The organism is Acidithiobacillus ferrivorans, assembly GCF_016250455.1.
GTDB lineage: Bacteria > Pseudomonadota > Gammaproteobacteria > Acidithiobacillales > Acidithiobacillaceae > Acidithiobacillus > Acidithiobacillus ferrivorans.
The window spans coordinates 248,403-272,828 of sequence record NZ_CP059488.1 but is presented as its reverse complement, the minus strand read 5'-3'; the positions used below and the strand labels follow the sequence as shown (position 1 = coordinate 272,828).

24 protein-coding genes and 1 pseudogene are annotated in these 24,426 nt (G+C 55.2%); 5 read left to right on the top strand and 20 right to left on the bottom strand.

The features are described 5' to 3' along the window. Positions 1 to 61: 61 nt before the first annotated feature. The 3 genes and pseudogenes from H2515_RS01335 to H2515_RS01325 all read right to left on the bottom strand — a co-directional run bounded on the left by H2515_RS01335 (position 62) and on the right by H2515_RS01325 (position 4,648). On the bottom strand, positions 62 to 457 hold the full coding sequence (locus H2515_RS01335) for a DUF302 domain-containing protein (RefSeq protein ID WP_014003714.1): 396 nt from the start codon (positions 455 to 457) through the stop codon (positions 62 to 64). A gap of 27 nt (positions 458 to 484) precedes the next feature. Further along, the gene (locus tag H2515_RS01330) at positions 485 to 2,995 is read right to left on the bottom strand and encodes a heavy metal translocating P-type ATPase (RefSeq protein ID WP_198660744.1); all 2,511 of its coding nucleotides are present in this window, start codon (positions 2,993 to 2,995) and stop codon (positions 485 to 487) included. Between the two features lie 300 nt (positions 2,996 to 3,295). After that, positions 3,296 to 4,648: pseudogene (locus tag H2515_RS01325) on the bottom strand (IS1182 family transposase). A 281-nt stretch (positions 4,649 to 4,929) separates the two neighbouring features. On the opposite strand from H2515_RS01325, the gene H2515_RS01320 reads away from it, so the two are divergent. After that, the gene (locus H2515_RS01320; RefSeq protein ID WP_198660743.1) at positions 4,930 to 5,568 is read left to right on the top strand and encodes a hypothetical protein; all 639 of its coding nucleotides are present in this window, start codon (positions 4,930 to 4,932) and stop codon (positions 5,566 to 5,568) included. A gap of 691 nt (positions 5,569 to 6,259) precedes the next feature. Beyond that, the gene (locus H2515_RS01315; RefSeq protein ID WP_198660742.1) at positions 6,260 to 6,976 is read left to right on the top strand and encodes an AbiU2 domain-containing protein; all 717 of its coding nucleotides are present in this window, start codon (positions 6,260 to 6,262) and stop codon (positions 6,974 to 6,976) included. Positions 6,977 to 7,180: 204 nt separating this feature from the next. On the opposite strand, the gene H2515_RS01310 is transcribed toward H2515_RS01315, so the two are convergent. The 5 genes from H2515_RS01310 to H2515_RS01295 form a co-directional block, all read right to left on the bottom strand. Next, positions 7,181 to 8,464 carry an IS1380 family transposase gene (locus tag H2515_RS01310; RefSeq protein ID WP_408626830.1) on the bottom strand — a complete coding sequence of 428 codons (1,284 nt, stop codon included), beginning with the start codon at positions 8,462 to 8,464 and terminating at the stop codon, positions 7,181 to 7,183. A 674-nt stretch (positions 8,465 to 9,138) separates the two neighbouring features. Then, positions 9,139 to 9,669 (bottom strand): hypothetical protein, encoded by a 531-nt coding sequence (locus tag H2515_RS01305; protein ID WP_198660740.1) that lies wholly within the window; start codon positions 9,667 to 9,669, stop codon positions 9,139 to 9,141. A gap of 10 nt (positions 9,670 to 9,679) precedes the next feature. Next, complete coding sequence (locus H2515_RS15940; RefSeq protein ID WP_232821493.1) at positions 9,680 to 10,000, bottom strand: hypothetical protein; 321 nt, start codon at positions 9,998 to 10,000, stop codon at positions 9,680 to 9,682. A gap of 2 nt (positions 10,001 to 10,002) precedes the next feature. Continuing rightward, positions 10,003 to 10,224, bottom strand: a complete 222-nt coding sequence (locus H2515_RS15935; RefSeq protein ID WP_232821492.1) for a hypothetical protein — start codon at positions 10,222 to 10,224, stop codon at positions 10,003 to 10,005. Beyond that, entirely contained in the window at positions 10,211 to 10,567 is a 357-nt protein-coding gene (locus H2515_RS01295) for a hypothetical protein (RefSeq protein ID WP_198660739.1), read from the bottom strand. Before H2515_RS01295 ends, H2515_RS15935 begins: the two co-directional genes overlap by 14 nt. A gap of 197 nt (positions 10,568 to 10,764) precedes the next feature. On the opposite strand from H2515_RS01295, the gene H2515_RS01290 reads away from it, so the two are divergent. Beyond that, on the top strand, positions 10,765 to 11,676 hold the full coding sequence (locus tag H2515_RS01290; protein ID WP_198660738.1) for a tyrosine-type recombinase/integrase: 912 nt from the start codon (positions 10,765 to 10,767) through the stop codon (positions 11,674 to 11,676). Here H2515_RS01290 and H2515_RS01285 read toward each other — a convergent pair. Further along, positions 11,630 to 12,358 (bottom strand): hypothetical protein, encoded by a 729-nt coding sequence (locus H2515_RS01285; protein ID WP_198660737.1) that lies wholly within the window; start codon positions 12,356 to 12,358, stop codon positions 11,630 to 11,632. The genes H2515_RS01290 and H2515_RS01285 overlap by 47 nt on opposite strands. 8 nt (positions 12,359 to 12,366) lie before the next feature. After that, the gene (locus tag H2515_RS01280) at positions 12,367 to 13,326 is read right to left on the bottom strand and encodes a type ISP restriction/modification enzyme (RefSeq protein ID WP_198660736.1); all 960 of its coding nucleotides are present in this window, start codon (positions 13,324 to 13,326) and stop codon (positions 12,367 to 12,369) included. 156 nt (positions 13,327 to 13,482) lie between these two features. Between H2515_RS01280 and H2515_RS01275 the strand changes: the two genes are divergently transcribed. Next, positions 13,483 to 13,761: a plasmid mobilization protein gene (locus H2515_RS01275; RefSeq protein ID WP_012606742.1), complete on the top strand. Its 279-nt coding sequence runs from the start codon at positions 13,483 to 13,485 to the stop codon at positions 13,759 to 13,761. Continuing rightward, positions 13,761 to 13,973: a hypothetical protein gene (locus tag H2515_RS01270; RefSeq protein ID WP_064219364.1), complete on the top strand. Its 213-nt coding sequence runs from the start codon at positions 13,761 to 13,763 to the stop codon at positions 13,971 to 13,973. The genes H2515_RS01275 and H2515_RS01270 overlap by 1 nt, the downstream gene beginning before the upstream one ends. Positions 13,974 to 13,987: 14 nt before the next feature. Here the strand turns inward: H2515_RS01270 and H2515_RS01265 are convergent, their stop codons facing one another. The 10 genes from H2515_RS01265 to H2515_RS01220 form a co-directional block, all read right to left on the bottom strand. Further along, positions 13,988 to 17,896 carry a DEAD/DEAH box helicase gene (locus H2515_RS01265; protein WP_198660735.1) on the bottom strand — a complete coding sequence of 1,303 codons (3,909 nt, stop codon included), beginning with the start codon at positions 17,894 to 17,896 and terminating at the stop codon, positions 13,988 to 13,990. 6 nt (positions 17,897 to 17,902) lie between these two features. Further along, entirely contained in the window at positions 17,903 to 18,784 is an 882-nt protein-coding gene (locus H2515_RS01260; RefSeq protein ID WP_198660734.1) for a hypothetical protein, read from the bottom strand. Then, entirely contained in the window at positions 18,781 to 19,215 is a 435-nt protein-coding gene (locus tag H2515_RS01255; RefSeq protein WP_198660733.1) for a type II toxin-antitoxin system VapC family toxin, read from the bottom strand. Before H2515_RS01255 ends, H2515_RS01260 begins: the two co-directional genes overlap by 4 nt. Continuing rightward, entirely contained in the window at positions 19,212 to 19,457 is a 246-nt protein-coding gene (locus H2515_RS01250; protein ID WP_035195000.1) for a FitA-like ribbon-helix-helix domain-containing protein, read from the bottom strand. Before H2515_RS01250 ends, H2515_RS01255 begins: the two co-directional genes overlap by 4 nt. A 450-nt stretch (positions 19,458 to 19,907) precedes the next feature. After that, on the bottom strand, positions 19,908 to 20,189 hold the full coding sequence (locus tag H2515_RS01245; RefSeq protein WP_198660732.1) for an HU family DNA-binding protein: 282 nt from the start codon (positions 20,187 to 20,189) through the stop codon (positions 19,908 to 19,910). A gap of 2 nt (positions 20,190 to 20,191) precedes the next feature. Continuing rightward, complete coding sequence (locus tag H2515_RS01240; protein WP_232821490.1) at positions 20,192 to 20,473, bottom strand: HU family DNA-binding protein; 282 nt, start codon at positions 20,471 to 20,473, stop codon at positions 20,192 to 20,194. 22 nt (positions 20,474 to 20,495) lie between these two features. After that, complete coding sequence (locus H2515_RS01235; protein WP_198660730.1) at positions 20,496 to 21,155, bottom strand: ProQ/FINO family protein; 660 nt, start codon at positions 21,153 to 21,155, stop codon at positions 20,496 to 20,498. Between the two features lie 33 nt (positions 21,156 to 21,188). After that, positions 21,189 to 21,704, bottom strand: coding sequence for a hypothetical protein (locus tag H2515_RS01230; protein WP_198660729.1), 516 nt, complete (start codon positions 21,702 to 21,704; stop codon positions 21,189 to 21,191). Then, positions 21,688 to 22,653: a 5'-3' exonuclease family protein gene (locus H2515_RS01225; RefSeq protein ID WP_198660728.1), complete on the bottom strand. Its 966-nt coding sequence runs from the start codon at positions 22,651 to 22,653 to the stop codon at positions 21,688 to 21,690. Before H2515_RS01225 ends, H2515_RS01230 begins: the two co-directional genes overlap by 17 nt. 3 nt (positions 22,654 to 22,656) lie before the next feature. Next, the gene (locus tag H2515_RS01220; RefSeq protein WP_198660727.1) at positions 22,657 to 24,366 is read right to left on the bottom strand and encodes a tetratricopeptide repeat-containing sulfotransferase family protein; all 1,710 of its coding nucleotides are present in this window, start codon (positions 24,364 to 24,366) and stop codon (positions 22,657 to 22,659) included. Positions 24,367 to 24,426 lie beyond the last annotated feature (60 nt).

The window sequence follows — 24,426 nt, the reverse complement described above, 5'->3', positions numbered from 1 at the left end:
GGTTTTCTCCTATTGGAAATGAAGTGAAAGGAATTATTCAAAGCGCTTGCATAAGTATTATTCAACCACGCACGGCATCAGCCACACGCTGGAGTTTGTCGCGCACCTCGACGCCGAGCGTGGTAATTTGCGGCTTGTCCACCATGCCGAGTACGGCGGCAGGATCCATGAACACCACGCTCACCTTGCCATCGTCGTCCTCACGCACCACCACGTTGCAAGGCAGCAGGGCGCCGATGTCGGGCTCGGCCACCAACGCCTGATGGGCGTAGTGCGGGTTGCAAGCGCCAAGAATGACATAGGGCCGTCCCTCAATGCCCAGTTTGGCCTTGAGCGTGGCGGCCACGTCGATCGTGGTGAGCACGCCGAAGCCTTCCACCTTGAGGGCCTCGGTGACCTGCGCCACGGTGGTATCAAAATCGCCCTTGGCGGGCACACTGAAAACGAACTGACTCATATGGATTCTCCTCGTTTGAACGATTGCTCAGGAATGAGCGGGTTCGAGTGCGGTATTCGGTACCGCGCCCCGGGTTACCGTTGGCACATAAGCCTTGAGCCGTTTAAGGCGCAGGCTGTTGCTGAGCACGAAGACGGAGGACAGCCCCATGGCTACGCCAGCCACCATCGGATTCAGATGGATGCCGATAGGCACGGCCACGCCAGCCGCAACCGGGATCAGCAGAATATTGTAGAAAAAGGCCCAGAACAGATTGCCGCGGATATTGCTCAGTGTGCGCCGTGCCGCCGTCAGTGCCGTGACCACCTCGCCGAGCTGCCCGCGCGTGAGGGTCACGTCTGCTGCTTCGATGGCGATGTCCGTGCCTGAGGCGAGTGCAATGCCGACATTAGCCTGTGCGAGCGCTGGGGCGTCATTGATACCATCGCCGACGAAGGCGACCCGTCGGCCCTGTTCCTGCAACTGGGTGACGACTTTCGCCTTATCCTGGGGCAGCACCTCGGCATGCACCTGCTCGATCTGTAATTGCCTGGCAACAGACTGAGCGGTAGCCCGCGCATCGCCAGTGACCATGGCCACCTGCAGCCCACGCGCGCGTAATGCCTGTACAACCGCATACGCCTCCGGTTTGATGCGATCGGCAATGGCGAGCCACCCGAGCAGCGTTGCGTCGACCGCGACGAACACCACCGTGCGCCCGTCATTCTCTATTTGTGCCGCAGTCTCGGCGTTATCCCCCAGCAGTACATTTTCGCGTTCCATAAAACGTCGGGCGCCAACACGCACCATACGGCCTTCCACTTCACCTTCGATCCCATAGCCGGCAATAGAGCGGAAATTTTGGACTGTAGGCAAGTGTATACCGCGCTCGCCGGCCGCAGTGACAATAGCCCGCCCGAGCGGATGCTCGGAAGCCGATTCCAACGCTGCAGCCAGACGCAGTGCTGTAGCGGGATCAGGGCCACCCTGATCAACGAGGGCGGGACGGCCTTCGGTCAACGTGCCAGTCTTGTCGAATAGCAGGGTGTCAACATGTGATAGCGTCTCCAGTGCCTCGCCTTTGCGAAACAGCACGCCGAGCTCCGCCGCACGTCCGGTGCCCACCATGATCGCCGCTGGCGTTGCTAATCCCATGGCACAGGGGCACGCCACCACCAGCACGGCGACTGCTGCGACCAGTGCGATGCTGACATTGCCCGTCAAGGCGATCCAGACGCCGAAGGTTGTTAACGCGATGACCAGCACGACTGGGGTGAACACCCGTACCGCACGATCGGTCAGCCCCTGAATCGGAAGTTTGCCGGTCTGTGCGCTCTCTACCAGGTGGATGATATGTGCCAGTACGGTGTCGCGCCCGACGGAGGTGGCCTCTACTACCAATCGCCCATCCTGGCAGATGGTGCCACCCACTACAGTGTCATCCATGGTCTTTGCCGAAGGCAGGGGTTCGCCGGTCAGCATAGCCTCGTCTACATGTGCGCGCCCCTCGACTACGCGTCCGTCCACAGGAATCCGTTCACCGGGGCGCACCACGATGCGCTCGCCAGTGCGCAGTCGCGATACCGGCACCTCTTGCTCGATACCGTTCGCATCGAGCCTATGCGCGGTTTTTGCCTGCAAACCGGCCAACTTGCGAATGGCCGATGAGGTGCGGCCCTTGGCCAACCCCTCCAAGTACTTGCCAGCGAGTACGGCTGCGATAACGACCGCGGCTGAATCGAAATACACATGTCGTGCATCGAGTGGAAACCATGCGGGCGCCACCAACACCAACGCACTGTAAGCCCAGGCCGCGCCAGTGCCGGTGGCCACCAGGGAGTTCATGTCTGGCGACAGGTGGCGGTAGGCGATCAGTCCTGGCCGGAAAAACCGCCGACCAGGCCCGAACAAAACAATACTGGCAAGCACAAACTGCACCCACTCCCAGAAATGCGCAAAGGGACTCGCGACCATCAGCGCATGATCAAAGGCTGGGACGAATGTGGCACCCATGGACAGCACCAGAATCGCCATGGCCAGCACCGCAGCTACGATGACATCACGACCCATGGCGCGCAAACTCACACGGCGCTGGTCTGCCTCGTTGACATCCTGCTCCCCGTCTTCCTGAACAGGATGCGCGGCGTAACCAGCCTCGCTTACGGTGCTGGCCAATTCGTCCATACTGATCATCGCCGGGATGTAGCGCACATGCGCACGCTCAGTAGCCAGGTTAACCACAGCCTCCAGTACTCCGGATTGCTGTCTGAGTGCACCTTCTACGCGGCCCACACAGGAAGCGCAGGTCATGCCCTCCACCACAAGATCAATCTCATCGGTCACCGGTACGTAGCCGGTCTCGCGGATCGCCTCGGCGATGCGGGCGGCATCGAGTTGCTGTGGGTCGAAAAGCACCTCGGCGCGCTCAGTCGCCAGGTTCACATTAGCCGAGGTTACGCCGGGCAGTTTGCCCAGCGCCCGTTCCACCCGCGCGCTACAAGAGGCGCAGGTCATCCCGTCTATGCCAATCTCAAGGTGTCCACGGGTTTTGTCATCCATGAATATATCTCCTCGGGTGATGCCCGCTGTGTACAGTGGATCACGTCTTAAAGAAGGATTCCGAGAAACTATATGTAACCCACTATCCGTCCATCATAAACCTTGAAGCTTGCTACAATGTCAAGAGTATTTGATTGCGTTTAGCTCTCGCAAACGAAACTCCGACAGTCTGCTAGCAGCCCGTCGGTTTTAGCTTCGGGCTGCCGCCCATCCCCACCCATGGTTTTTTGAAAACGCCATTATTTGGGTAGTTTTACCCATTGTTGCCCTATATTTTGCTGTTTTCTTCATTTTCCTGCCCTACAGGCGCAACACGGCCATACGTTTTATATTCCACGCCAGACAAACAAGGCTCCATTCCCCTTGTGCCTGGCGCAGGCCGCGCAATGAGAACTGCCGAAACCCCATCACCGATTTGATGATGCCGAAGACGGGCTCTACCGTTTGCTTGCGTAGCCGGTAGATGCCGCGACCAGCCTGGGTCTTCAGACGATGGATCATGGCCTGCATCAGGGTGGCAGCTTCAGCCAGTTCTTCAGGCTCGGTATGCCGCTGCCGCCAATCTGGATGATGATCTTCCCGGGCCACGGCAATGAAGGGGGTGATGCCTAGCGCCTCACAGGCTTCGACATTCTTTTCGCTGCAGTAGCCTGTGTCGGCAACGAGCGCCTTTATGGGACCCAATACCGCAGCTTAGGTTTGCAGCATCTCCAGCATGGGGAGTACCTGCTCTTTGTCATTCGGCGCTTGGCTGACACCCGTGGCCACCACCAGCATGGTCTGGTCATCGACGGCGGCTTGGGCATTATAGGACTGTTCAAAGCCGCCACCCGAGACCGGCATGATGCGGGATTCCTCATCGGTGAGGTTGATCTGATCCTGCGCTTTCGGGGCGGGATCGGGTGCTTTGGGTTCTTTGCCCAGACGTTTCTGGCCGGTTGCTTCACGTTCAGCGCGGCGGGCCATTTTCTCGTCGTAAAGGATTTTTTCCTTTTCATAACGGGCTTGAACCCGTTCGGCAATCTTGGCCTTGGCGGCGGCCATCACGGCTAACCGGTCTTCGCGGCGACGTATCTCCTCGGGCAAATTCACACCATCAGGAATGACTGCCTGATCCGCTTGCTCTGCCAGCGCGAATAATTCCTGCACTTCGGCCTTCAGCTGCCGCTCCATCTGTTCGATATGGCCGTGGGACAGGGCTTGATGTTTGGAGGCGTTCGCGTGGATCTTGGTGCCATCCAGACAAACCCGGCCAATCTTCAGCAGCTTCATTTCTTGGGCCAGTTCCAGCACCTGCACGAACAGGTTTTGCAGTTCACCCAGGAAACGGCGGCGGAAGTTAGCCAGAGTATCGTGGTCAGGATGACTGCCGGCAGCGAGATAGCGGAAGGCTACGGAATCGTAGGTGGCCTGTTCCAGTTTGCGGCTGGAGAATACCCCATTGGCATAGCCGTAGACTAAAATCGCCAGCAATGTTGCCGGATGATAGGCCTTGCAGCCTCGACCGGCATATTGCTTAACCAATCGGGAGAGGTCCAGATGCTCAATCACCTCGACGATAAAGCGGGCAAGATGCCCTTCGGGTAACCAGTCCTCCATGGACGGAGGCAGAAGATAACTGGTCTTGCGGTCGGGGTCGATAAAGAGGGCCATCGTTCACTCATCATATTGAATATAAATAATTATATCTCATAATGAGGCTGAACGAAACTCCGACAGGCTGCTAGCAACCTACACGCAGACATCAGCGAAGCTCCAAACGCTGGCCGGAAAAATAAAGCTACTCGAATGCCAACATCAAGATGACCCCACTGCATTTCCGCTTGATGCGGCCACAGCTGGCAATCTATTCGACCAGATGCAGATGATACTCTCAAACGCAAATCAGGAATGGACGAAGATGATGAAGGGGAATAAACCTGAGCAGCCAAAAGATGCGTTCAGCAAAAATTCTAACCACTGAAAAACGCCATATTCTCGAAAAGCTCACCAGAAGCTCTGACACGCGCAGTGCTATGGAGCCTGACTACTTCCATCTCGGCGATCCGTTACTTGATCGCCCAACACTGCGCGGATCCATGGTGCTGGCACTGAACGAAGGTTTTCTACTAGACAATAAGAGGTCGTTTTTGTATGGAAGTCCCATGGACGTAGGAGGACTTCGTTTTGGATTCATCAATCCGCCCGGTGACCGATCACGCCTCCTCCAGCTCGTTCAGTGTGACGCTTATAAGTTCTTTGCTTTTTTGAGCGCACTTGCCGAAGTGCCGAACGAAGCGCGCTTGGCGCTGTTTTCTCACCGCCCGCATGAAGCGGTGAGAGCAATTATCAGCGATGTGTTTGGACACGAAGTGAGCCAGTCTATGTTCACGCTCGGAGACGATCCTCACGCATGGCTTTTCGAATACGCATTAAGGCCGGACTATATTCTGAAACCAGAGCATGTCTCTTCGTTGTGGTGCCCGAATACCTACAAAAACACAGACAGTTTCCGCACGCTACGTCGATTGCTGAGCGGGCGCATCCACTACTACAACCCGAAGTATGGACTGGAGGCCTGCTGTGGGAAATAACCCAGCATTTATCATTGTGGGGGCCTATGAGTGTGCGGAATTGGAGGCTCTTCCGTCCCATGTGTCGCCGATAGTCGCAGAGGCAACGACTGAAGGATTCCGGCGTTGGCGCTATAAGATTACGAAACCGTACCGAATCTCGCTTGAAGGTCCCATTGGGCCATTCAGAAAAGGGATTGGCGACCTATTTCCGGTCCGATCATATACGTCCATCGAACCTGTTGCGTTCGTAGACACAGTTCAACTGATTGCCATTTCACAGGCTCGCGTAATTGTTTCTGAACATAAAATGATATTGGCCTTGAGAGTGATCAGCCTGGCTGTGAGGAAATGGAACCGCCCAAGCGATATGCGTCGCATTTTGATCACTTTAGTTAATATATTTCTCTAGCGTGGAAATGAGGATGACACCTCGGATCCCACAGTGGCCAACAAGGTGTTTCGCGTGGAGCCCTCGTTCACTGCACTCACTCGGCGTACGTGAAGACCGTGTTGAAAATGTAGATGGAGTAAAACGACTGGTTTACGCCGCACACCGGCCACTAAATTGGCGATGCCAGACCGCCCCTTGGGGTCGTCTTCTGCCTAATGGAACCCATCCAGTAAGCGGTCATTACGAATTATTACAGTGGACAAATTAGACGTGATTCTCTGGTCAATTCAGCGTGATTTTACAACCAGGAGGAACAGGTTGAGCGAGCAAGAGGCTGAACCAGTAAAGAATAAAGCCCCCAAGGCTTTGCGGGATGTCAACGAAACCGAGTTCGCCGCGCTGGTGCGCGGCCTTGTCCTGGATGTGGTGGATGCTCACATCCACTGGGGCCAATTAACTCTATTAGAAAAAGAAATGAATGCGAGGCCAGATGTTTCGGCTCAGGCGTACACGTTCTGGCATTACACGCGGGTAGCACATCGCCAAACCGCTCTTGCGAGCCTGGCCCGCGTATTCGATCAAGAGCCTGGTTCGCTTCACATGCGTTCGTTTTTGGAAGCCATACGTGACCACTTACACCTCTTTAATAAAGAGGGGATTTCACGGCGTCGGCCTGATGATCCGTTTGTAAAAATGATGTCGCCAGAGGCCGCAAAGCCAGATCCAGCACAACTCGCACGCGATATAGATTCGTGTTCAACTTTGGATCCAGACATCAAGGCGCTGAACAGATTTCGCAGTAACCTTTTGGCTCATCGTGGGGCCAAGCTGACAAGACAGGATGATGTAGACAAATCACCTCCGCTGTTGGTCGAGCAGGTGAAGCGGCTACTCGACAGAGCTAAAACGCTACTCAATCGGTACAGTTTCATGTTCGATAATTCCGGCTATTCCATGGTTCCTCATGGACACGGGGACCTTGTGAACATTTTCGACGGTGTCGAGCGCGACCTGAATCCCAAATTCCGCGATTGAAGCAGGCGACTATGGTGCGATGGGGAGGGAGCAGGTTTTCGGCAAGATTTAGGGTCGTGCGCGACGATATGTTCAGCGATATATCACTGATTGAGGTGGTTTTTGCGTGGGATTCGGGTATAAGAACCCTGCTAATCCGGGCGTCGGGCAGCGATGTCCATCGTGCAGTGCGCGATCCTGGTGGTGCTTGTCCTTACGCGCCAGTCATCCGGGTGCAGGGTCGTGAATGAAGGCGTAAGCGCGGCTCCGAATGGCCGCAAAGTCTTCTGCAACAGTTGCCGCCACCTTCAGGACCCAGGTACCAGCATGGCGGATCAGGCGGCCCGGTATTTGAAATAGCCGCCAGCGCACGGTGGCCACCCGATGCCGCTGCCAGCCTTCGCCGAGGGCCGAGTGTTTGAAGAGCACGAACAGATTGTGGGCGATGACCCCGATTCGGAAGAAGGCCGCATTAGCGCTCTCTTGGCCGCAAGGCATCCGTTCCATGCCGAAGCCGACTTTGAGTTCCTTGATGCCATTCTCGGAATGTTCACCCCGCTGGCGGTACCAGATCAGCACATCGGCGGTACTGCCCGTGCGGTTGCTGGCAATGACGTGGTAATGGGGCCGGTCTTCTTCCAGCAGTTCCGCCTGATGGTGATACCGCACTACGATGAGACGGAAGGCTTTGTGGGTATGCTCCATGCTGTGCACGGTCTCGGCTACGGCGCAATCGGCATACTGGGTCCAGGCGGAATCTGGAATGGCGGCGATGGCTGCCAGCGTCGGGGCATCCAGTTTGCCGCCGATGGCGAAGGTCTTGCCGGTCTCTTCGCAGTAATTGAACAGATCGGCCTGATAGCTGGCGGAGTCCGCACGGACGGACGTAAGGGTATGGTCTTTGGGCAGGCGCGCTTGGCAGGCTTTGACGAAATCAAGATTGGCGCTGGCCGGAGCGACATTCCCGGCCCGGAAGCCGTCGTGGATCACCACCCCGGCTTCGGCCAAGTGCCCCACCATGGGCATGTAGCCCCGTTCCCCTTTGTAGGTCCAGGCCGCATCCCGTTTCTCCGCAATAATCTGGGTGGCATCGATATCCAGGGTGTGGGTCCGGCGTTCCAGCTTGCGCAGGCGCTGGGCCACGATCCGGCGGTTCACCCGGTCCAGCCCCGTCAGACCTGCTCCTTCTCCGGTGCGGCGCAGCCAGTCTCCTGCCGCGTCCGTGCTGGGTAAAGTATCCAGATGCAGCAGGCTGCGTAAGCCCTTATCCATATGGATCATCTGCAGATCCTCCAGAGAACGTCCGCCACCAGTCAGCATCAATACGAAGGGCAGAACATGCGGAATCGCTCCATAACCCCGCTTGCTGCCCGGCTTGGGCATTTCCTGTTCCAGCCAGCGATGAACGCCCAGCCCTCGAATGAACTCTCCATGGAGCACCAACCCTGATTGTGCGGTCATGGGTTCTTCAGTTGCTGCCACCTTGAAAGGAAGCACGGTTCGTGCCATTTTTCTCATCGGACCCTCCTGTAAGTCTCCCGGTAGGTGATCTGCTTTCGCAAAGCCATTATACCGGAAACCCTTACAGATCGGGTCCTTCAATCCACTTCCACCTTATTCCATCGCGGAATTAAGGTGAATCGGCAAAAGGCTGAAGCAGAAGCACAGGGAAAGCCAGAGTTTCCGTAAGATCGTAGATAGCCCGTGTCGCGGCCGCAGTTGGGTTTGGAGTCGACAGTGCATCTCCGACACGCAGCAGTCCGGAGTGGGTCGAACGCGGTTATATTGATGATTGGGAATGAATGACCGCTTCCAGTCTTTACCGGCCATCCAACAGAAAACCTCCACCGGTGCCTTTGACATAAGGAATACAGGTCGCGGAAGCATTCTCCTTCCTACCAGCATGCTTCTACATACCCTAATCACCGCGTTCCGTTTTCCCACCCAAGGCCAATGCGAATTATTCAGGTTTACGGCCTGCAAGTCCATGGGCTTCCAACCTCATTTTACAAATAGCCCTTTTTTGTCACTGAACCCATAGGTCTTCTTGCCCGCACGTCGGCGTGAACGGTATGCCCACAAGTCGAAAACCGGACAAACCTCTCCTGTCGGGGTGCAACATCTTGATCGTCTCGCGGCTCCAAGCAAAGTGTGGTTACAATCTGCGACGCCATGATAACCGCCTATTGGTGAACTGCGCTCCGGATGCGCTCATCGGCCAGTATCCGGTACCCATGCTTCGACCGGCGTAGTGCCGCGTCATACAGCAGAGCCGTGACTTCCTCAGCGGAGGGAGCAAATCCGAGATAGGCTTTCTTTCTGCCGCCAAACGGTGTGTTTTTACGCCACCACGAGTGAATCAGGAGCCATTCTCCGAAGAGGTCCTGACATAAGTCTACCTGGTAGCGCCGCTGTTTCTCTTCATTCTCCCAGAGTGCCGTAATCCACCCGGTAGCCGGGTGGCTCGATGCGTGCAGCAGGCGGGCCTGTTCCTGCGCAATGGCCTTGTGGTCGATGCGCGGTTTACGCGGCTTCTTTGCCGCGGGCGAATGTTCTTTGACGGGCACCACGTCGATCTTTGGTGCGGGCCTGGCCACCACAGTGGCCGCCGGCGGCACCGCAAAGGTGCTCGCCACCGACCGCAAGACGGGCCGCATCGCTGGCCCTTTGGCATAAGGCCTGTGAGGCACATAAGGAACGGATCTTCCTTGCATTACATCCCCCTTACGGCATCCTGCCGTGAACAATATCGCGCAAAACAGAGTCCGGGAAAACACCTTTAATCATGCCCACATGGCCATCCGGAAGCCGGAACACGAGATCCGGCACAATGTCCACGCCCGTCTCAATGAGCATCGAGCGGTTGTACTGCAGCCCGGCCCGCGCTGCAGCGTCAGGGTCTATGGCTCGGACGCCGCCCGTGCCGTTTTGCACAACGCCCTTCATGTCTACGGCGAGGGCCGCAGGAGGATTCGGTGCCTCCAGGATGGCCGCCGACTTCCCCAAACTGGAGGGCGTCAGGAATCCTACGGGGATGTAACGCACCGTCAGTTTTCCTTCTGGATAAACTGCTGTTCCAGCTTGTACGGTACGGGGCAGTAAGAGCAATTTGGGTCGAAAAAGTCGTAGACCACGACGGGGCCATGGCCGACCTGGACATAGGCGGAATGATCAAGTTGCCGCCAGTATTGCACCCATGACGCCCCATGCGCGGCCAATGGGACAAACCCCAGCATGAGCGAGGCCGAGAGCGCCTTATACCACAGCATCCTGTCCTTCCGTCTTCGCAACATGATTCTGCAATTCTGCGCCATCGGATGAAGAATGGTGAATTTCATCAATGCCGGACGCACCATCTGTTTTTATGCCGAGCCATGCGGCAAAGTCGCCGAAATCCGGGTATCTTTCCCCACTTTCCAAACGATACTGCTCAATGACCTTTCCTAAAGCAGCCAAGGCCACTTGCATCAACTTTGTGTCCCTTTCGCTTTTGCTGCGGGTGACTCGGTTCAATCCGAGTGATACCTCGATGATCTCCAGATCAACGGCTTCATCCCCGCTAAATTCTGCGGAAACCCTGCGAACCGGAATACCTGCGATGTTCTTTGCCATGGCGGTCAATCTCCTCGTAACCACGATACGGCTTGGATTATATCGCATATAACAGATATTGACGATAGGTTGTCGTTATGATGTTATGATAATGCACTCACGTTCTGGGGGGTTGGTGGCGTGACATGAGGATACTGTAGTTATGATAACCTATATTATACTAACTAGGGCTCATTCAGGCAGGGGAAACAGGGGTCATGATCGACGTTGACGGGCTGACAAACCGCTTCACCCGGTGGCTTGTGGGGCCAAACTTCAGAAACCCCTACTCGGTAGCCACAATCCGCCTATATGGGGTAACAGTGCGCCGCTTCCTGGAGTTTGTGGACTTCGACGGGGTAATGGAGATTCAGGAAGTCAGCATCCATCTGGTACGCAAGTACGTCGTTAGCGGTAAAATTGGAGCTATAGCGCCGAAAAACACGCAGACTGTTAGATCATCCAGCCTTGTACTGTTCTTTGATTATCTCGAATCCAACGAAGAAAACTTCGGAAATCCCGCAAGGGAGTTTGTAGATGACCAGAAGCGCAAAAGCGGTGGCAGAGGCGGAAGAACGGCCAGCAGACTCAAAACCGTGCTGGAATGGGATGAGATCGACCGTCTGCGCTTCGAGGCGGGAAGATTGGAGACGATTGCCGGTATCCGCGATGCGGCTCTCATCGGATTGATACTCGACACCGGCCTGCGGGCGAGTGAGGTGTGTGGCCTCACTATAGCCGATGGCGATGGATACCTGGCAGGACGCCTCAAGGTGATCGGCAAGGGCGACAAGGAACGCCTGGTGCGCTTCGAACCGCATCACGCACCCCGGATGCAAAGCTGGCTCCGGACTCGCCGACGGCTCACCACCCGCGATGGCAGCCTTTTTGTGACCGACCAGGGTAACGGCCTGACCATCGCTATGCTCTATATGATCGTGAGTCGTCTACTGGAGCGTGCGGACATTCACAAGACCCAGCAGGGGCCTCACCTGCTACGACATACAGCGGCCAGCATGTGGCTGGCCAAGGGCATTGAACTCAAGCAGGTACAGGAGAATCTTGGGCATAGTAATATTGGGACTACGAGCAGGTATTTGCACCTGCTGGAAGATTCCCGGAACCCTTAAAATCGAAACGGTGATCGTCATACTCACCACACTGAACAAACCTCATTTCTAATGCTGCTTGTGGGACAGATCTTTTCACTGATAGCATCATCCTATATCTGGTGGCATAAGAGTCGCCATAGATATTTTTACATGTAAAATCCATATAAAAAGGATAATACTCATTCGATGAAACAATGGAGTTAAATAATCCATTGATGCCACCATGAAAGCACTTTGATCCATTTATTTCAAACGCAGTGCTTTCGTCGAGATCATCTAGCGTAATTCTCTTGTCTACATTAACAAAGCCGTTGTGACCTAATCCAGAAGCTACTTGAAGGTTATTGAACTCGGGTATAATTTTTTGATCGGACAAATAGGATATATTCAACCTACAATCTATTGCGAATGCCGAAGAAATGTTCGTTAGCCGCCCAGAAATATGTGCACCAGGATGGCTGGTACTTTTGTCGCTAAACATGCTAAAACCAATCGCTCGACGATCGTTCTCTTCGTCATCATTGGCCTCAAAGTTCATGACCAGCATTGGGCTATTTCGCTTGCGCTCTCTTTCCTCCTCTTTTCTGTTTGCTTCCCGAGACTCATAACCCAAATAAAAGGTAGCTGCTGTCATCACGGATGTCACAACAGCCAATGTCATTGTTGCAACCCCTGTTAAATGCTCCACGATCCAATTCATGACTGTCATCACACCAACCCAACCAGATTACCCACAATCCTCACCGTCTCCACACTCACCCTTACAACCTGCTGAACAAGCCTGAAAATATATTCTGGATCCTCGTGCTCCCGGCACCAGTCATTTGGGTCGTTCCTGATCCCGCTGTCCTTGTCCACAGTGATCTTGTAACGCTCCATGATCCACTCGATAGCGGGCTTGCCGTTCACGACATACTCATAGGCTTCCAGCGGGACACCCTTGATGGTGATGTATCCGTTACAGTGGATGATAGTCTTGTCCCTCTCCCGTCCCGTCAGCTTGGCAAACTCCATCTTATCGATGTGATAGAGCGTGTGGGGCGGCAGGTTCTTCGCCGAGTCCTTGATGACGATTTCCAGCCCCTCATAGGGATCGATCTTTTCATAGTTCAAGTGCCAGTAGGCGAGATCCCGCCCGGCCTTGCTGAATGCCCAGAAGTCTGGTGCAAAAGGAATTCTGGGGAGCATCTTCTTGAGGTCGTTGGCATAGCGTTCCCGGTACTCTGGGGAGTGCAGAATGCCATAGACGTAGTAGAAAATATCCTCTTTACCGATGGACCCGTCCAGATAATGGGCGCGGTAGTCCGCCAATGCCGCATCGGTGATGGCGTCGCGGCGGACATAACCGTCGGCATCCGTTGCCATCTCCACATCTTCCAACAGGCCGCCCTGGCCCTTTTGTTCGGATGGCTTTTCGTAGTAATAGAAGGGGAAGCATTGTGCGCCATCCATGTGAACGTGCAAATCTGGTGTCGTATCAACTATTAAGACTGAAAAATCTTTTCTATGCCCCGTACCCGGAAGAACGATAGCGAGGTTTTGATGGTGGGCCGTGGGGAATAATACCGGCATCTTGTAAACCATATCGTTCATCTGGCGACTGGTGTAAAACCACTCATGAACGAATGGCCGATAGGCACCAATCCGCACTGCTTCTTCTTCGTACACATGAAGGCTATGTGCAAACTGAGGTGGGAAGTCTTTGCTCGCATCAAACCCGACCAACCTCCGTTTTGTGCAAAACATGGTTGCAAGCCCACTTGATTTTTTGCGGGCTCCATTTATGATACACATGTGCTGAACATGCACAGCAAGGAGAAAGCAATGGCAACAGCCAATGAACGCATTCCGGTTCTGGTGACTTCGCAGGAGAAGGCACTGATCTCCAAGATGGCCCGGGACGCTCATATGTCGATGGGAGAGTTTCTACGCCGCGCCGCCTCGTCGTTCCGCCCGAGCGAGGACGAGAAGATGCTGGAGGGGATGATTGACCAGATGTTGAAGACAACTGCCCAGGCGAGTGCTGCCGTTGACGACGCATTGTCCTTTGTGGATACCTCAAACAAACGTATTGCAGCCATGGAATCTGGGCGGGTGTATTGATGGCAATCACGGACAAGATGTGGGATGCGTTAACCACCGTCATCAAGATGAATGACAAGGTTGAGGCACTGGCCGGCACAGCAAAGTCACAGCAGGAAAAGATTGAGAATCTAACGGAGCGGGTAATTCGGCTTGAAACAGCGTTGGAAATTGCATTATCACGTCCGGTTACCACAAGGACTGATGCGGTCCAACTGGAACTCAAAGACTGATCGCGTTCCGCTGCCTACCGTCCAATGGGACGTTCCAACCAGAAGCATTTAAGACCATCCGATCGATCAAAGCCGCTGGGCTTGCGGTTTCCAACCTTGTTTTGCATATTGCCCACATGAATAATGCCGCGCTCACAGTCATTTTTCAGTCCGCGAGACCAACTGATTCGTTGGGAATCTGCGCTGCCAGAATATCTCTGACGGGCCTGTTCATTGTAGAATTCGATCATTCCCCGTATATTCTTTGCTAATGCGGGCCTGCTAAAGTTATATACCCAAGCATCTCTATGTGATGCTACTCCAAGAGAATAAATTGAAAATATAACCTTTTTACATTCTCCTGATTTATCCCCAACGGCCATAAATGAACTAAAATCCTCACTTCTCTTATTGATCCAATCATGGCTTTCATTGGGCGTTATCCGTCCCCATGGCACATTCTCGATGCTGGTAGAGTCCTGCACAATCTTCAGCTTTTCTTCACACGACAGATAATCGCCAATATCCCGGTAATGGATATTGCAAGGCCCAGTCTTGGCCGGATTCCTAATCAACAGAGTAATGGCGATGGTTGCTCCACTTCCTTGACCAAATATATTGCCGCCTTCTTTTTTGTCAAACTTCCGAAAATTCCCCCGCAGGTTAAACACATAGATGCTCGTAAACTCCTCCGTCAACGATTTGCGGAAGCCGTCCATGGTATTCCCGTCAATCCAGCCACCATTGCTCACAAAGCAGATCACGCCCTGGTCCTTGATGCGGTTGGATGCCCAGCGGAAGGCCCTCATATAGCTGTCATAAAGGTCAATTTTACTGCCGGCGGTTGAATAAGCCGCATAGGTATTCCGTATGCTCGCATCCAATGCCTCATACTTGAAATTTTGGTTGTTATCATTAGCATTTTTCTGACCGGATGAGTAGGGCGGATTTCCAATTATCACCCTTATATCCGCCTGATTCTGTCGGCGTGCGCGTTCGCTATTTTCCTGGGAGAACATCTCCGTTTTCTTCTGTCCTTTCTGATCCCCCATCATGAAGGTGTCGGTGAGCACGATACCGGGGAACGGCTGGTAATCCTGCCCAGATATATCGTGATAGGCCGCCTCGATGTTGATGGCGGCAATATAGTAGGCCAGCAGCACAATCTCATTGGCATGCAGCTCGTGGGCATATTTGTAGGGCAGTTTCTCAGGCTGGATCAGTCCGTTCTGGAGCAGGCGTACAAGGAACGTGCCCGTTCCGGTAAAGGGATCAAGGATATGGACATGCTCATCGGCCAGCCGTACACCGAACTCTTTTTGGAGTGCCACGTCAGCACTTTTAACGATGAAGTCCACGATTTCCACCGGGGTATATACGATCCCCAGTCGATCCGTCATGGATTTGAACGCAGTGCTGAAAAACTTCTCATACAGCTCCACGATCACCCGCTGGCGGGCCTCATGATTATCCAGGCCGGATGCGCGTTGGCGCACGCTGTCATAGAAGTCCTTGAGGTTTTCCGTGTCCTTTTCGAGCGCCTGCCCCTCCAGTATATCCAGCATCCCCTGCATAGCCTGGGAGACGGGGTTGTGGCTGGTGAATGCGTAGCCGGAAAACAGCGCATCGAATACGGGCCGGGTGACGATATGCTGCGAAAGCATTTCCACAGCCTCATCGCGGCTGATATTGGGGTTGATATTCTCGCGCAGACCGCCGAGAAAAGTATCAAAAGCCTCTTTCGTGCCAGGCCTTGGATGTTTCAGGAGATGCTCGATGCGCCGACGGTGATTCTGGGCGATCTCGGCCACGTCCTTGGCCCAGGACTCCCAGTAGCGCCGGTCGCCGCACTTCTCGACCACCTTAGCGTAAATGGCGTCCTTCCACTGGCTCAGGTTCTCCTCGGTCAACTCGAAGGCAGACTGGACGCCATCGACATCTACCCGGTCCTTTTTGGGCGGGGTAACAGCCTTGACACCGATCACATTGATCTTGTCGTCTTTCTTCTTGTTCAGGTCGATGGTGGCAAACTCGCGCTCCAGGCGGTCATCGTGGGCACGCAGAGCATTGAGCACCTGCCAGACCACCCGATACTTCTTATTGTCGTCAAGGGCCTTTCCCGGGTCTTTATCGCCCGGTATGCCGATGGGCAGAATCACATAGCCGTACTTCTTTCCCGGAGCCTTACGCATGACGCGGCCAACGCTCTGAACCACATCCACAATGGAATCGCGGGGATTCAGGAAGATCACAGCGTCGAGTGCCGGCACGTCCACGCCCTCAGACAGACAACGGACGTTGGTGAGGATACGGCAGGTGTTTTCACCCCTGCCCGTATTCGCCTTGAGCCAATCGAGCTTATGGTTGCGCGTCAGAACATCCATAGTGCCATCGACGTGCTCGGCCTCAAGGGCCATGGTTCCATCTCCATCCTCCCGAAGCTCGTCCACGACCGCCATGAACTCCCTGGCCAACAGCTTGGAGTGCGGGATGGTACCGGCAAAAGCCACGGCGGTTCGCATGGGCTGCGCGTCACCCCCGAAGTCCACGCTGCCAAAGGCACCACGCTTGGCAAGACCATTCCAGCAGCCCACAATCTTCACGGCATCATCCAGCTTCAGGCTGTCCCCGGAGTCGCCAATGCGATCCTCCAGCTCTTGCAGGATGCTTTCCTGATCTACGGCCAGGATCAGCACCTTGTAGTCAGACAGGAGATCCCGATCCACCGCCTCGGCAAAGCTCAAGCGGTGAAAGACCGGCCCGAAGTGGGCCTCATTGCTCATGGAATAGACCAGGTGGCCCTTCTCCTCGGCCTTACGGCTGGCGTCATCTTTGTAAATCTTCGGGGTGGCCGTCATGTAGAGGCGCTTTTGAGCGTGGATATAGTCGTTATCATGGACGCGCACAAAATGGGAGTATTCCAGCGTATTCTTCTCGTTGTCGAACTGAGCCACCCCCGCCGTGCGATGGGCCTCATCACAGATCACCAAATCAAAGGCTGGGCACCCAGCCTTTTGCGCTTCATGCACGACTTCGATGGATTGGTAGGTGGAGAAGATCACCGTAATCCGGCCATCGTCGGATGTGCGGTTCAGGTGCTTGGCGAGCTTCTGAAAATCAGTCGTCGCAGGATAAGCAAGATCATGAACCCGGATGTCTTCCTCTTCTTTGCCAACTTTACTGTCAGAGCAAACTGCATAGCAGCGCAACGGTGCATGGGCCTCTGCCGTCCATTCTCGAAGCGTTTGCGCCAACAAAGCCAGGGACGGCACCAGAAAGAGTACATGGCCACCGGGTTGCACCATGGATTCCATGATGGACAATGAGGTATAGGTCTTGCCCGTACCGCAGGCCATAATGAGCTTGCCCCGGTCATGGCCCTGAAAGCCCATCAGCACATCCCCACGCGCAGACTCCTGGTGCGGGCGAATCTGCTTGCCCGTCTTGCGGCGCAAGGATTCCGGCTTCTCCACGTCGAAGGCGGACCAGTCAATGACGCTGTTTTCTAGATCGGTTAGACCGATACGGCGAACGCGGATTTGTTGGGTGTCCAGCATCTCATCGGCGTTTTTCCCCCAGTGATCTGTAGTGGAAATAATCAGACGGCTGGTAAATGGCTCCCTGCCGGAGAGCATGAAGAACGTCCCCAGATCATCCATGGAAATGCGCTGATCTTCCCCATAGAACTTGCACTGGATCGCGCAAAAACCGACATCACGGTCCTCGGCCACGAGATCCACCCCTTTGTCCTGGGCAGTGAATCCATGGGCTTGCAGCTCCGGCCAATCCTTCCAGAGCCAGACACCCGAGAACTGGTCCGCGAACATCGGATCTAGACGCAGAAAAGCCGCCATCAATCGCTCAAAGGCATCTCCCTTGCCGCGCTGATCGACGGTGTACTGGCGGAACTGGGCGAGGATGTCGTGGATGGTGTTTGCGGACATGGGGGATTAGCTCTCTTCTTTGGGTGAGCGCTCAGGGGCTTTTATTTTCACACAGAGAGGCTGCGGGGATCGTTCCTGTAACCAGGTGCTGTCTGCAGGAGGCGGGTTCAGGTAATTTATTACAATATCTGGCAATTCATCATCACTTATCATCATAGTTTTATCTTTCAAAAAACCGAAACGGCTTGTGAAATACTTGACGTTCGCATTAAACAGGCCAGAAAACCAGAGCCACTTCCGCCTTGCTTCTGGATTTATGTGGACAAGATTATCCATAATTATCTGACGATATTTCTTGAAATATTCTTCAACATCACCATTTTTGTTGGGAAGATAATTCTGTTCTGGGTAAATCGAGTCCAGAATAATCTGGCCTGAATTATTTTTTGCAAATATGCCTAAATTGCCATAAAGGGAGCCTTTCAATCCATCTAGTGCTTGCACCGCTGATTCATTTAGCATTATTTGCGGGTCAACTGCACTCTTTTCCCCTTCTACCGCTTGCTGAAAACCAGTCCCAAAGATGTTTGATTCAGTGCAATGGGCATTCCCAACGGCAATAGCGCCACGCACCAGGAATCCCATATCCAGTAGCGCGTGTGTAATCTGGATGGCTTTAATAGAGACGGCGACAAGCGGAGGGTATGGTGACTTTTCGGAGATTGGTGCAGAGATAACCAAGCTATCTGAACAGCTCAAACACTTTAGTTCCATATTGTCTGGAAATGCGGAATTTCTACCCTCTGAACTGATTTCTCTTGGGATAATCTCGTTAAACAACATATCTAATTGTTTCAACTTGATCGAGTCTTCCTCTGCCGCCTTCACGAAATTTGAAAACCCCAAAATATCCAGATAGGCAACAGCGTGTGGGTGAAATTCCATCATGATGACGCTTCCTGCGATACCCAAGGATTGATAAGCGGAATGCTGAGATCCTCGAAGTCTGAGATGTTGCGGGTGGCCAGATGCGCCTGCCGAAAATGGGTGATGGCGGCAATCTGGGTATCCGCCTGGGGAATAGCCCGCCCAGACAACTTCCTCTGAGCGGCGATCTCTGCAAACGCCATTGCAGCGCCTCCATCAAAGGGAAGTATTCGCCCCGCAAAGTCTTCCCGAAAGATAGCAGCGATAGCCTGTTCGAGGTTGGTTCGGCGACTTCCTTCCGGCAAGATACGCACTCCATAAAACATCTCTGCCTGCGTGATGCTCGTCGTGTAGAGATTATCTAATGGTTGGCTGGCTATCCAGGACATGACCTGTCCGGCTGGAGCGGGGCGAAGCAACTCTGAAATGACGTTGGTATCCAGTACAATCATTGGAAGTCGGGAGGATCCCGAACAGGATCTCTAGGCATGGTCGGCAAATCCACTCCGCCAAGAGGCTCCATTCGCGCTCGAATCCTCTGCGCCAGATTGCCTCCCTGTTGCTCCGACGATTGCAGAGCAGCGCGTAGAATCTGTCTGGCTTCTTCTTCCATAGACAGCCCGTGGGTCGCCGCACGGATGCGAAGGCTGGTTTTTACGGATTCATCCAGGTTCCGAATGGTGATGATGGCCATGATAACTCCGCGTTTCGCCAATTTCGATTTAGTATAGGCATTGCATTCATTGCAGGCAACCATAGGCCGCGAAAGGCATCTGATGGTTCTTTCGGTGAATCACTCGGCGAGATCCCCCGACGGGGAACATCCGCTAGTTGTGGCTCTGTGCCACCCAAGCGACTCAGACGGTGGGCACGTTCTCGAATTAAAGCACGCAATGCCTCTTTCAATAGGGTTCCACGGTCTTCCAGTCCCCCTACCCTGATGTTGGGAAGCTATTGACCTGATGCAAACCCCTCGCACTTTCGCCTTGCATTCGGAAAGCACGCCAGATAACCATCGTCTGCCTTGCCCGAAGGCGGTAGCCCGACCTGTGTCTTCCCGCAGCGCCCGATGCCGTTGGTACCTATAACGTCCGGCGTGAAATGGCGGCAGGAGCCACAGGTTATTCTGGTGTTATTTTCTGGGTCAGCCATTCGCTTTCTCGCGCACTATCCGGCTGCTCCGGTACGTCACCACCCGGCGTGCGGAAATTTCGACCGGATCCATATTCGTCGGATTCCGCCCCGGACGCGCATTTTTATGCAGCAGGACAAAATTGCCGAAGCCTGAGAGCTTCACGTCTTCGCCAGAGGCCAGGGTCGTGCGGATGGTGTCGAATATCGCCTCGACCACCAGCTTGCTGTCTGTTGCCGACAGCCCGACGGTGTCGGATAGGTGGCGGGTTAAATCCAGCTTGGTAACGGTCATTTTTATGGGTTCACCTTGTCCTGAAGCGACTTGGCGGCCTTGAACGTCACATTATTACGCGCCGCGATCTGGATCTCTTCACCCGTCTGCGGATTCCGCCCCTTTCGTGCTTCCTTGCGTGAAAGCTGGAACGTGCCCACTTCTGGGACGACGATCTTCACCACCTTCGTGATCTCGGCATGAATCGTCTTGCCGAAGGCTTCCAGAAAACGCTCTGCTTCAGTCTTGCTGCTTTCGGCGTGATACGCCAGCGCTGCCACCAATTCTGATTTCTTCAAGGCCATTCTCCTTTTCTTAGTGAACCGACTATTGCCGAGGGGTACTGTTACTGCATACAGACTGAATTAGCGCATCCACATCCTCATCGGACATTCCAAAACGTGTCTTGAGGCGGTCTCTAGCTTCTTGCCGGTGTTCATCCGACACCGGACCAGCTACCCGCAGATCGAGGTGATAGCGCACCGACCCGGGTGCCGCCAGCCGGGCCAGATAAGGCTTGCGTCCGGTCAGAACACGGATCGCCATGCGCACATTTGTCGCCGTGATGTCTTTGACGTGGCGGCTTCCGATAAGCCCCTCTCGGATAGTCGCCACCAGATCGCCCCCAGTACCAAGGGCGATAGGCAGCTCATGCTTGACGATGAGCGCCACGTTGCCCCATTTCCCCAGAAGGCGGCCAGCCAGCGCTCCGGCATCCACGAAAGGCGGACCCGCATCCTTTCTGGCCAGGCCAGGGCGCTTCCTGGGCGGCCTCACGGGCTTTGTCTCTGGCGTCTCGGCGGTGGGTTCAGTCCGCACATCCTGCTTCCGCAGATCAACCGCCGCCATTTTCAGGATGTCGATAGCTCTGAGATGTCCTGGATCTTTCTTGGCGTCCAGCACGGCAGCTTGCGAAAACTCGGCGGTTTTGGCCTTTTTCTGCTTGTTATAGACGATTTTCTGCTGTTTTTGGACTTTCTTTCCCATTTCACATCCTAAAATCGAATCCTGATAAGAAAATTATCGCACCCAGAACAGATAAGCCATCACCCCGACGATCCCCAGCGGAATCGCCGACAAGGATACTAGGCGCAGGTCCGGCCTGGACGGAATGCACTCCAGCAGGCACTCAGCCGCTATAAGGGGCGTCAGGATGAACTGCCAGCCACCCAGCCACGAGAACCGCCCAGGCGTCCCGTACACGATAACCGCGTATGCCAGAGGCATGAGCAGCAAAGGGGACAGTCCGATCAGTGCCCCATTAAACCAGCGGGGGTTATGGATCGGCACACGGCCCAGCGCATAGGCATTCCCCATCTTCTTGGGAATGAATCGGGGAAAGCCGGGGCGCCCGAAAGTGGCAAACGCCACCATCCAGTGCGTCATCTCGTGCAGAATCACGCCGGGCAGCGCCGCCAGCCAGAACGCCACGATATTGCGGCGAAACAGACGCAGTATCAGCACCCAGATCAGGGTGAGCGCACCGACGAGTTCCATGGGCGTTAGCACGCGGCAGGCGTCAGCACGCGGCGACACAAAAATCCATGGTAGGGGATAACGCCCACGATTGCGCGGCGCAGTCCCACGACGCATCGCCCGCCAAGCGTTCAGACAGACGATGCAAGCCTAAATCATCGCAAAATGTTTGGCAGGCCGGGGCGTCGAAGTCCTCACGCATGACGCCTGTATTTCCCGGTCGCAGCTCGGGAGCCTTGCGCCAGTCCATGATATGCAGGTTGCGCTCGATAGCGGGAATCATGGCCGCTATGGCGACCGACTTCTTATCTTTGGCGTGGCCTTGATCTACCGCTTGCTGTATGCCCTCCAGCCCGCCGTGCAGTCGTAGCAGTTTCAGAGCGGTTGCCATGCCGACGCCAGGTACGCCGGGAATGTTGTCGGATGGATCACCGGCCACGGCTTTCGCTAAAAGATATTCATCTGGCCCCGCGAATGGCCCATCTTTAGCGGCGGCGGTGCGCAGCATCTCCAGCGACATCGGTTTGTCGGTGATGGGCGTAAACCAATCGACACCCGGTGAAAGTGCCTGCCACCAGTCGGTATCGCCGGAGATCATTGTAACCCGGTCTATGCCATGCGCTGCGGGCGCTTCGTTCAGACACAATCGCCCGGCGAGATCATCGGCCTCCGCATCCACGGCCCGCATTTGAATCACGCCCATGTGCAGCAACAATGTGCTCGCTAACGGCTGCTGTTGCCGCCAGCTATCGGCTACCGCCACTTTTTCCGGCGTGTCTTTACGGTTGGCCTTATATTCCGGGCAAAGCGATTTTCGCCATGCGGCATGACCGTCCCAAAGCACCACGGGTACTGCGCCGGGGTATAGTGACGAGATTCGCATGACCGACTGTGCAAGCCCCATGACGCCGCCCGTCGGCTGGCCATGGTGCGCCAGGCGTGAGAGGGCTGGCACATACATCGAAGCGTATCCGATGTTATTACCGTCGATCAGTAGAACGTGCCGCATATCCTATCTCCTCTGTGATTCATTGGCAGAGTCCGACATTACGGGCTCTTCCAACAATAATGCTTCAACGTAATCCCGATACCGTTTCCACGACCCCACGGCATCCCGATAAATCGGCTTATTCACCTGCCCCTGGCTGGCAGTGAGTATCCGTCTTGGATTCTCATAGAACCGTGCGCAGGCTGGATCCCAGTCTTTGCCCAGCGCCCGCAGCAGGCCGGTCACGGTACCCTGCATATCGTCCACCAGCGCCTCATAGGACACCTCCAGCACCCGCTGGGGATAATCCTCCCGGTATCCCTCCATAACCTCCTCATGCCAGCGGAAATACCGCCCCAGCGTGCCGAGATCATGTGCGTAGGGGTGGATTCCTCTGAAGTGCTGACGATAGATCGACGTGCAGTTATCCATCGGATCACGGCGGCACCAGATCACCCGGGCACGCGGGAACAGGTGCAGAATCATACCGGCATGGACGAAATTATGCGGCATCTTGTCGATGCACCATGCGGCGCGGGGCGCAATATTGCCGGCTTTGCGGCTGAAAGCGTCGCAGGCCTGCAGTACGGTCTCACCGTTGTCCGTGGCGTAGTACCGCTGGGCCACCATCGCCATGTCGTGAAGCTCGCCCGCCCCATGAAAAGCGGGGTGCATGTCGAGTATTTGCTCCAGTAGCGTTGTGCCCGAGCGCGGCATACCCACTATGAATATCCATTGTGGACCATCACGGGGCGCTGGTGGTGCCAGTTGCAACCAGGGTCGCCGGCGGATCCATGTGTCGAGCTGGTGATGGCCCTCTTCGCTGAAGGGTTGACTGACCGCCATGATCCGGTGCGCCGCATGATAGTGCTGCATGGCCGCCGCTGGCGTGCTCTGTTCTTCGGCGATCCGCGCCAGACGAAAATGCAGATCAGCGATGTCTTGCGGATGGTCCTTTCTGGGCGTAGACAGGTACGTCAGGGCATCGGCGATGCGTTCGATGACCTCCGGCCCTTCAGCCGCCATGATCCGCAGCGCGTGCGCCCGTGCACACTCCGGTAGGCCCTTGACGCGCTCGCGGGCCTCAATGAGGTATCCGGCATGGATGAGCACCCAGGCCACCAGTTGATCGACCGCCGGGCCGTGCATCGTGTGCGTTAGTACCACGGCTTCATCGAAGCGTTGCAGCTCGGAAAGGACCAGTACCCGAAGATACCGGGCAAGATTCCCTGTCTTGTTCTGGTCGAGATAAAGGGCGGTTTCCTCATCCACCAGCGGGGCCTTGCCCGCATGGATCATGCACACGACGCGGCCCTCAAAAGCGCGGCCATTGGCCATCTTTTGGTACACCACAGACCAGGCATCCACCGCTTCTTCCCAAAGCCCTAGGCCCTCTGCGAGTTCCGCCCGGTAGCGCCATCCATCCATGCGTTGCGGATGCAGCTCGCAAACTTTTCGGAAGGCGTGCAGGGCGTCCAACACCTGCCCCTGCTCTTTCAGGCTGCCCGCCAGATTAAACCAGGCATCAACATGCGTGGGATCCATCTCTACTGCGGCGCGTGCGGAATCCTCGGCGGATTTCCAGTCGTGCAGGCGCAAATGGCACACGGCGGCGTTGGAAAGTGCGTCCGAGCGCATCATCACCGGGGCGCGGTCGTTGCCCCAAACCATCTGGAACGCGCCGATGGCCTCCCTGTACCGCCCTTTCTGGAGATCAAACATCGCGTTTCGCATGGCAATATCGGGTGGCATCATTGTTCAGTGCTCTAAATAAATACTGTCTCAACAGGATGA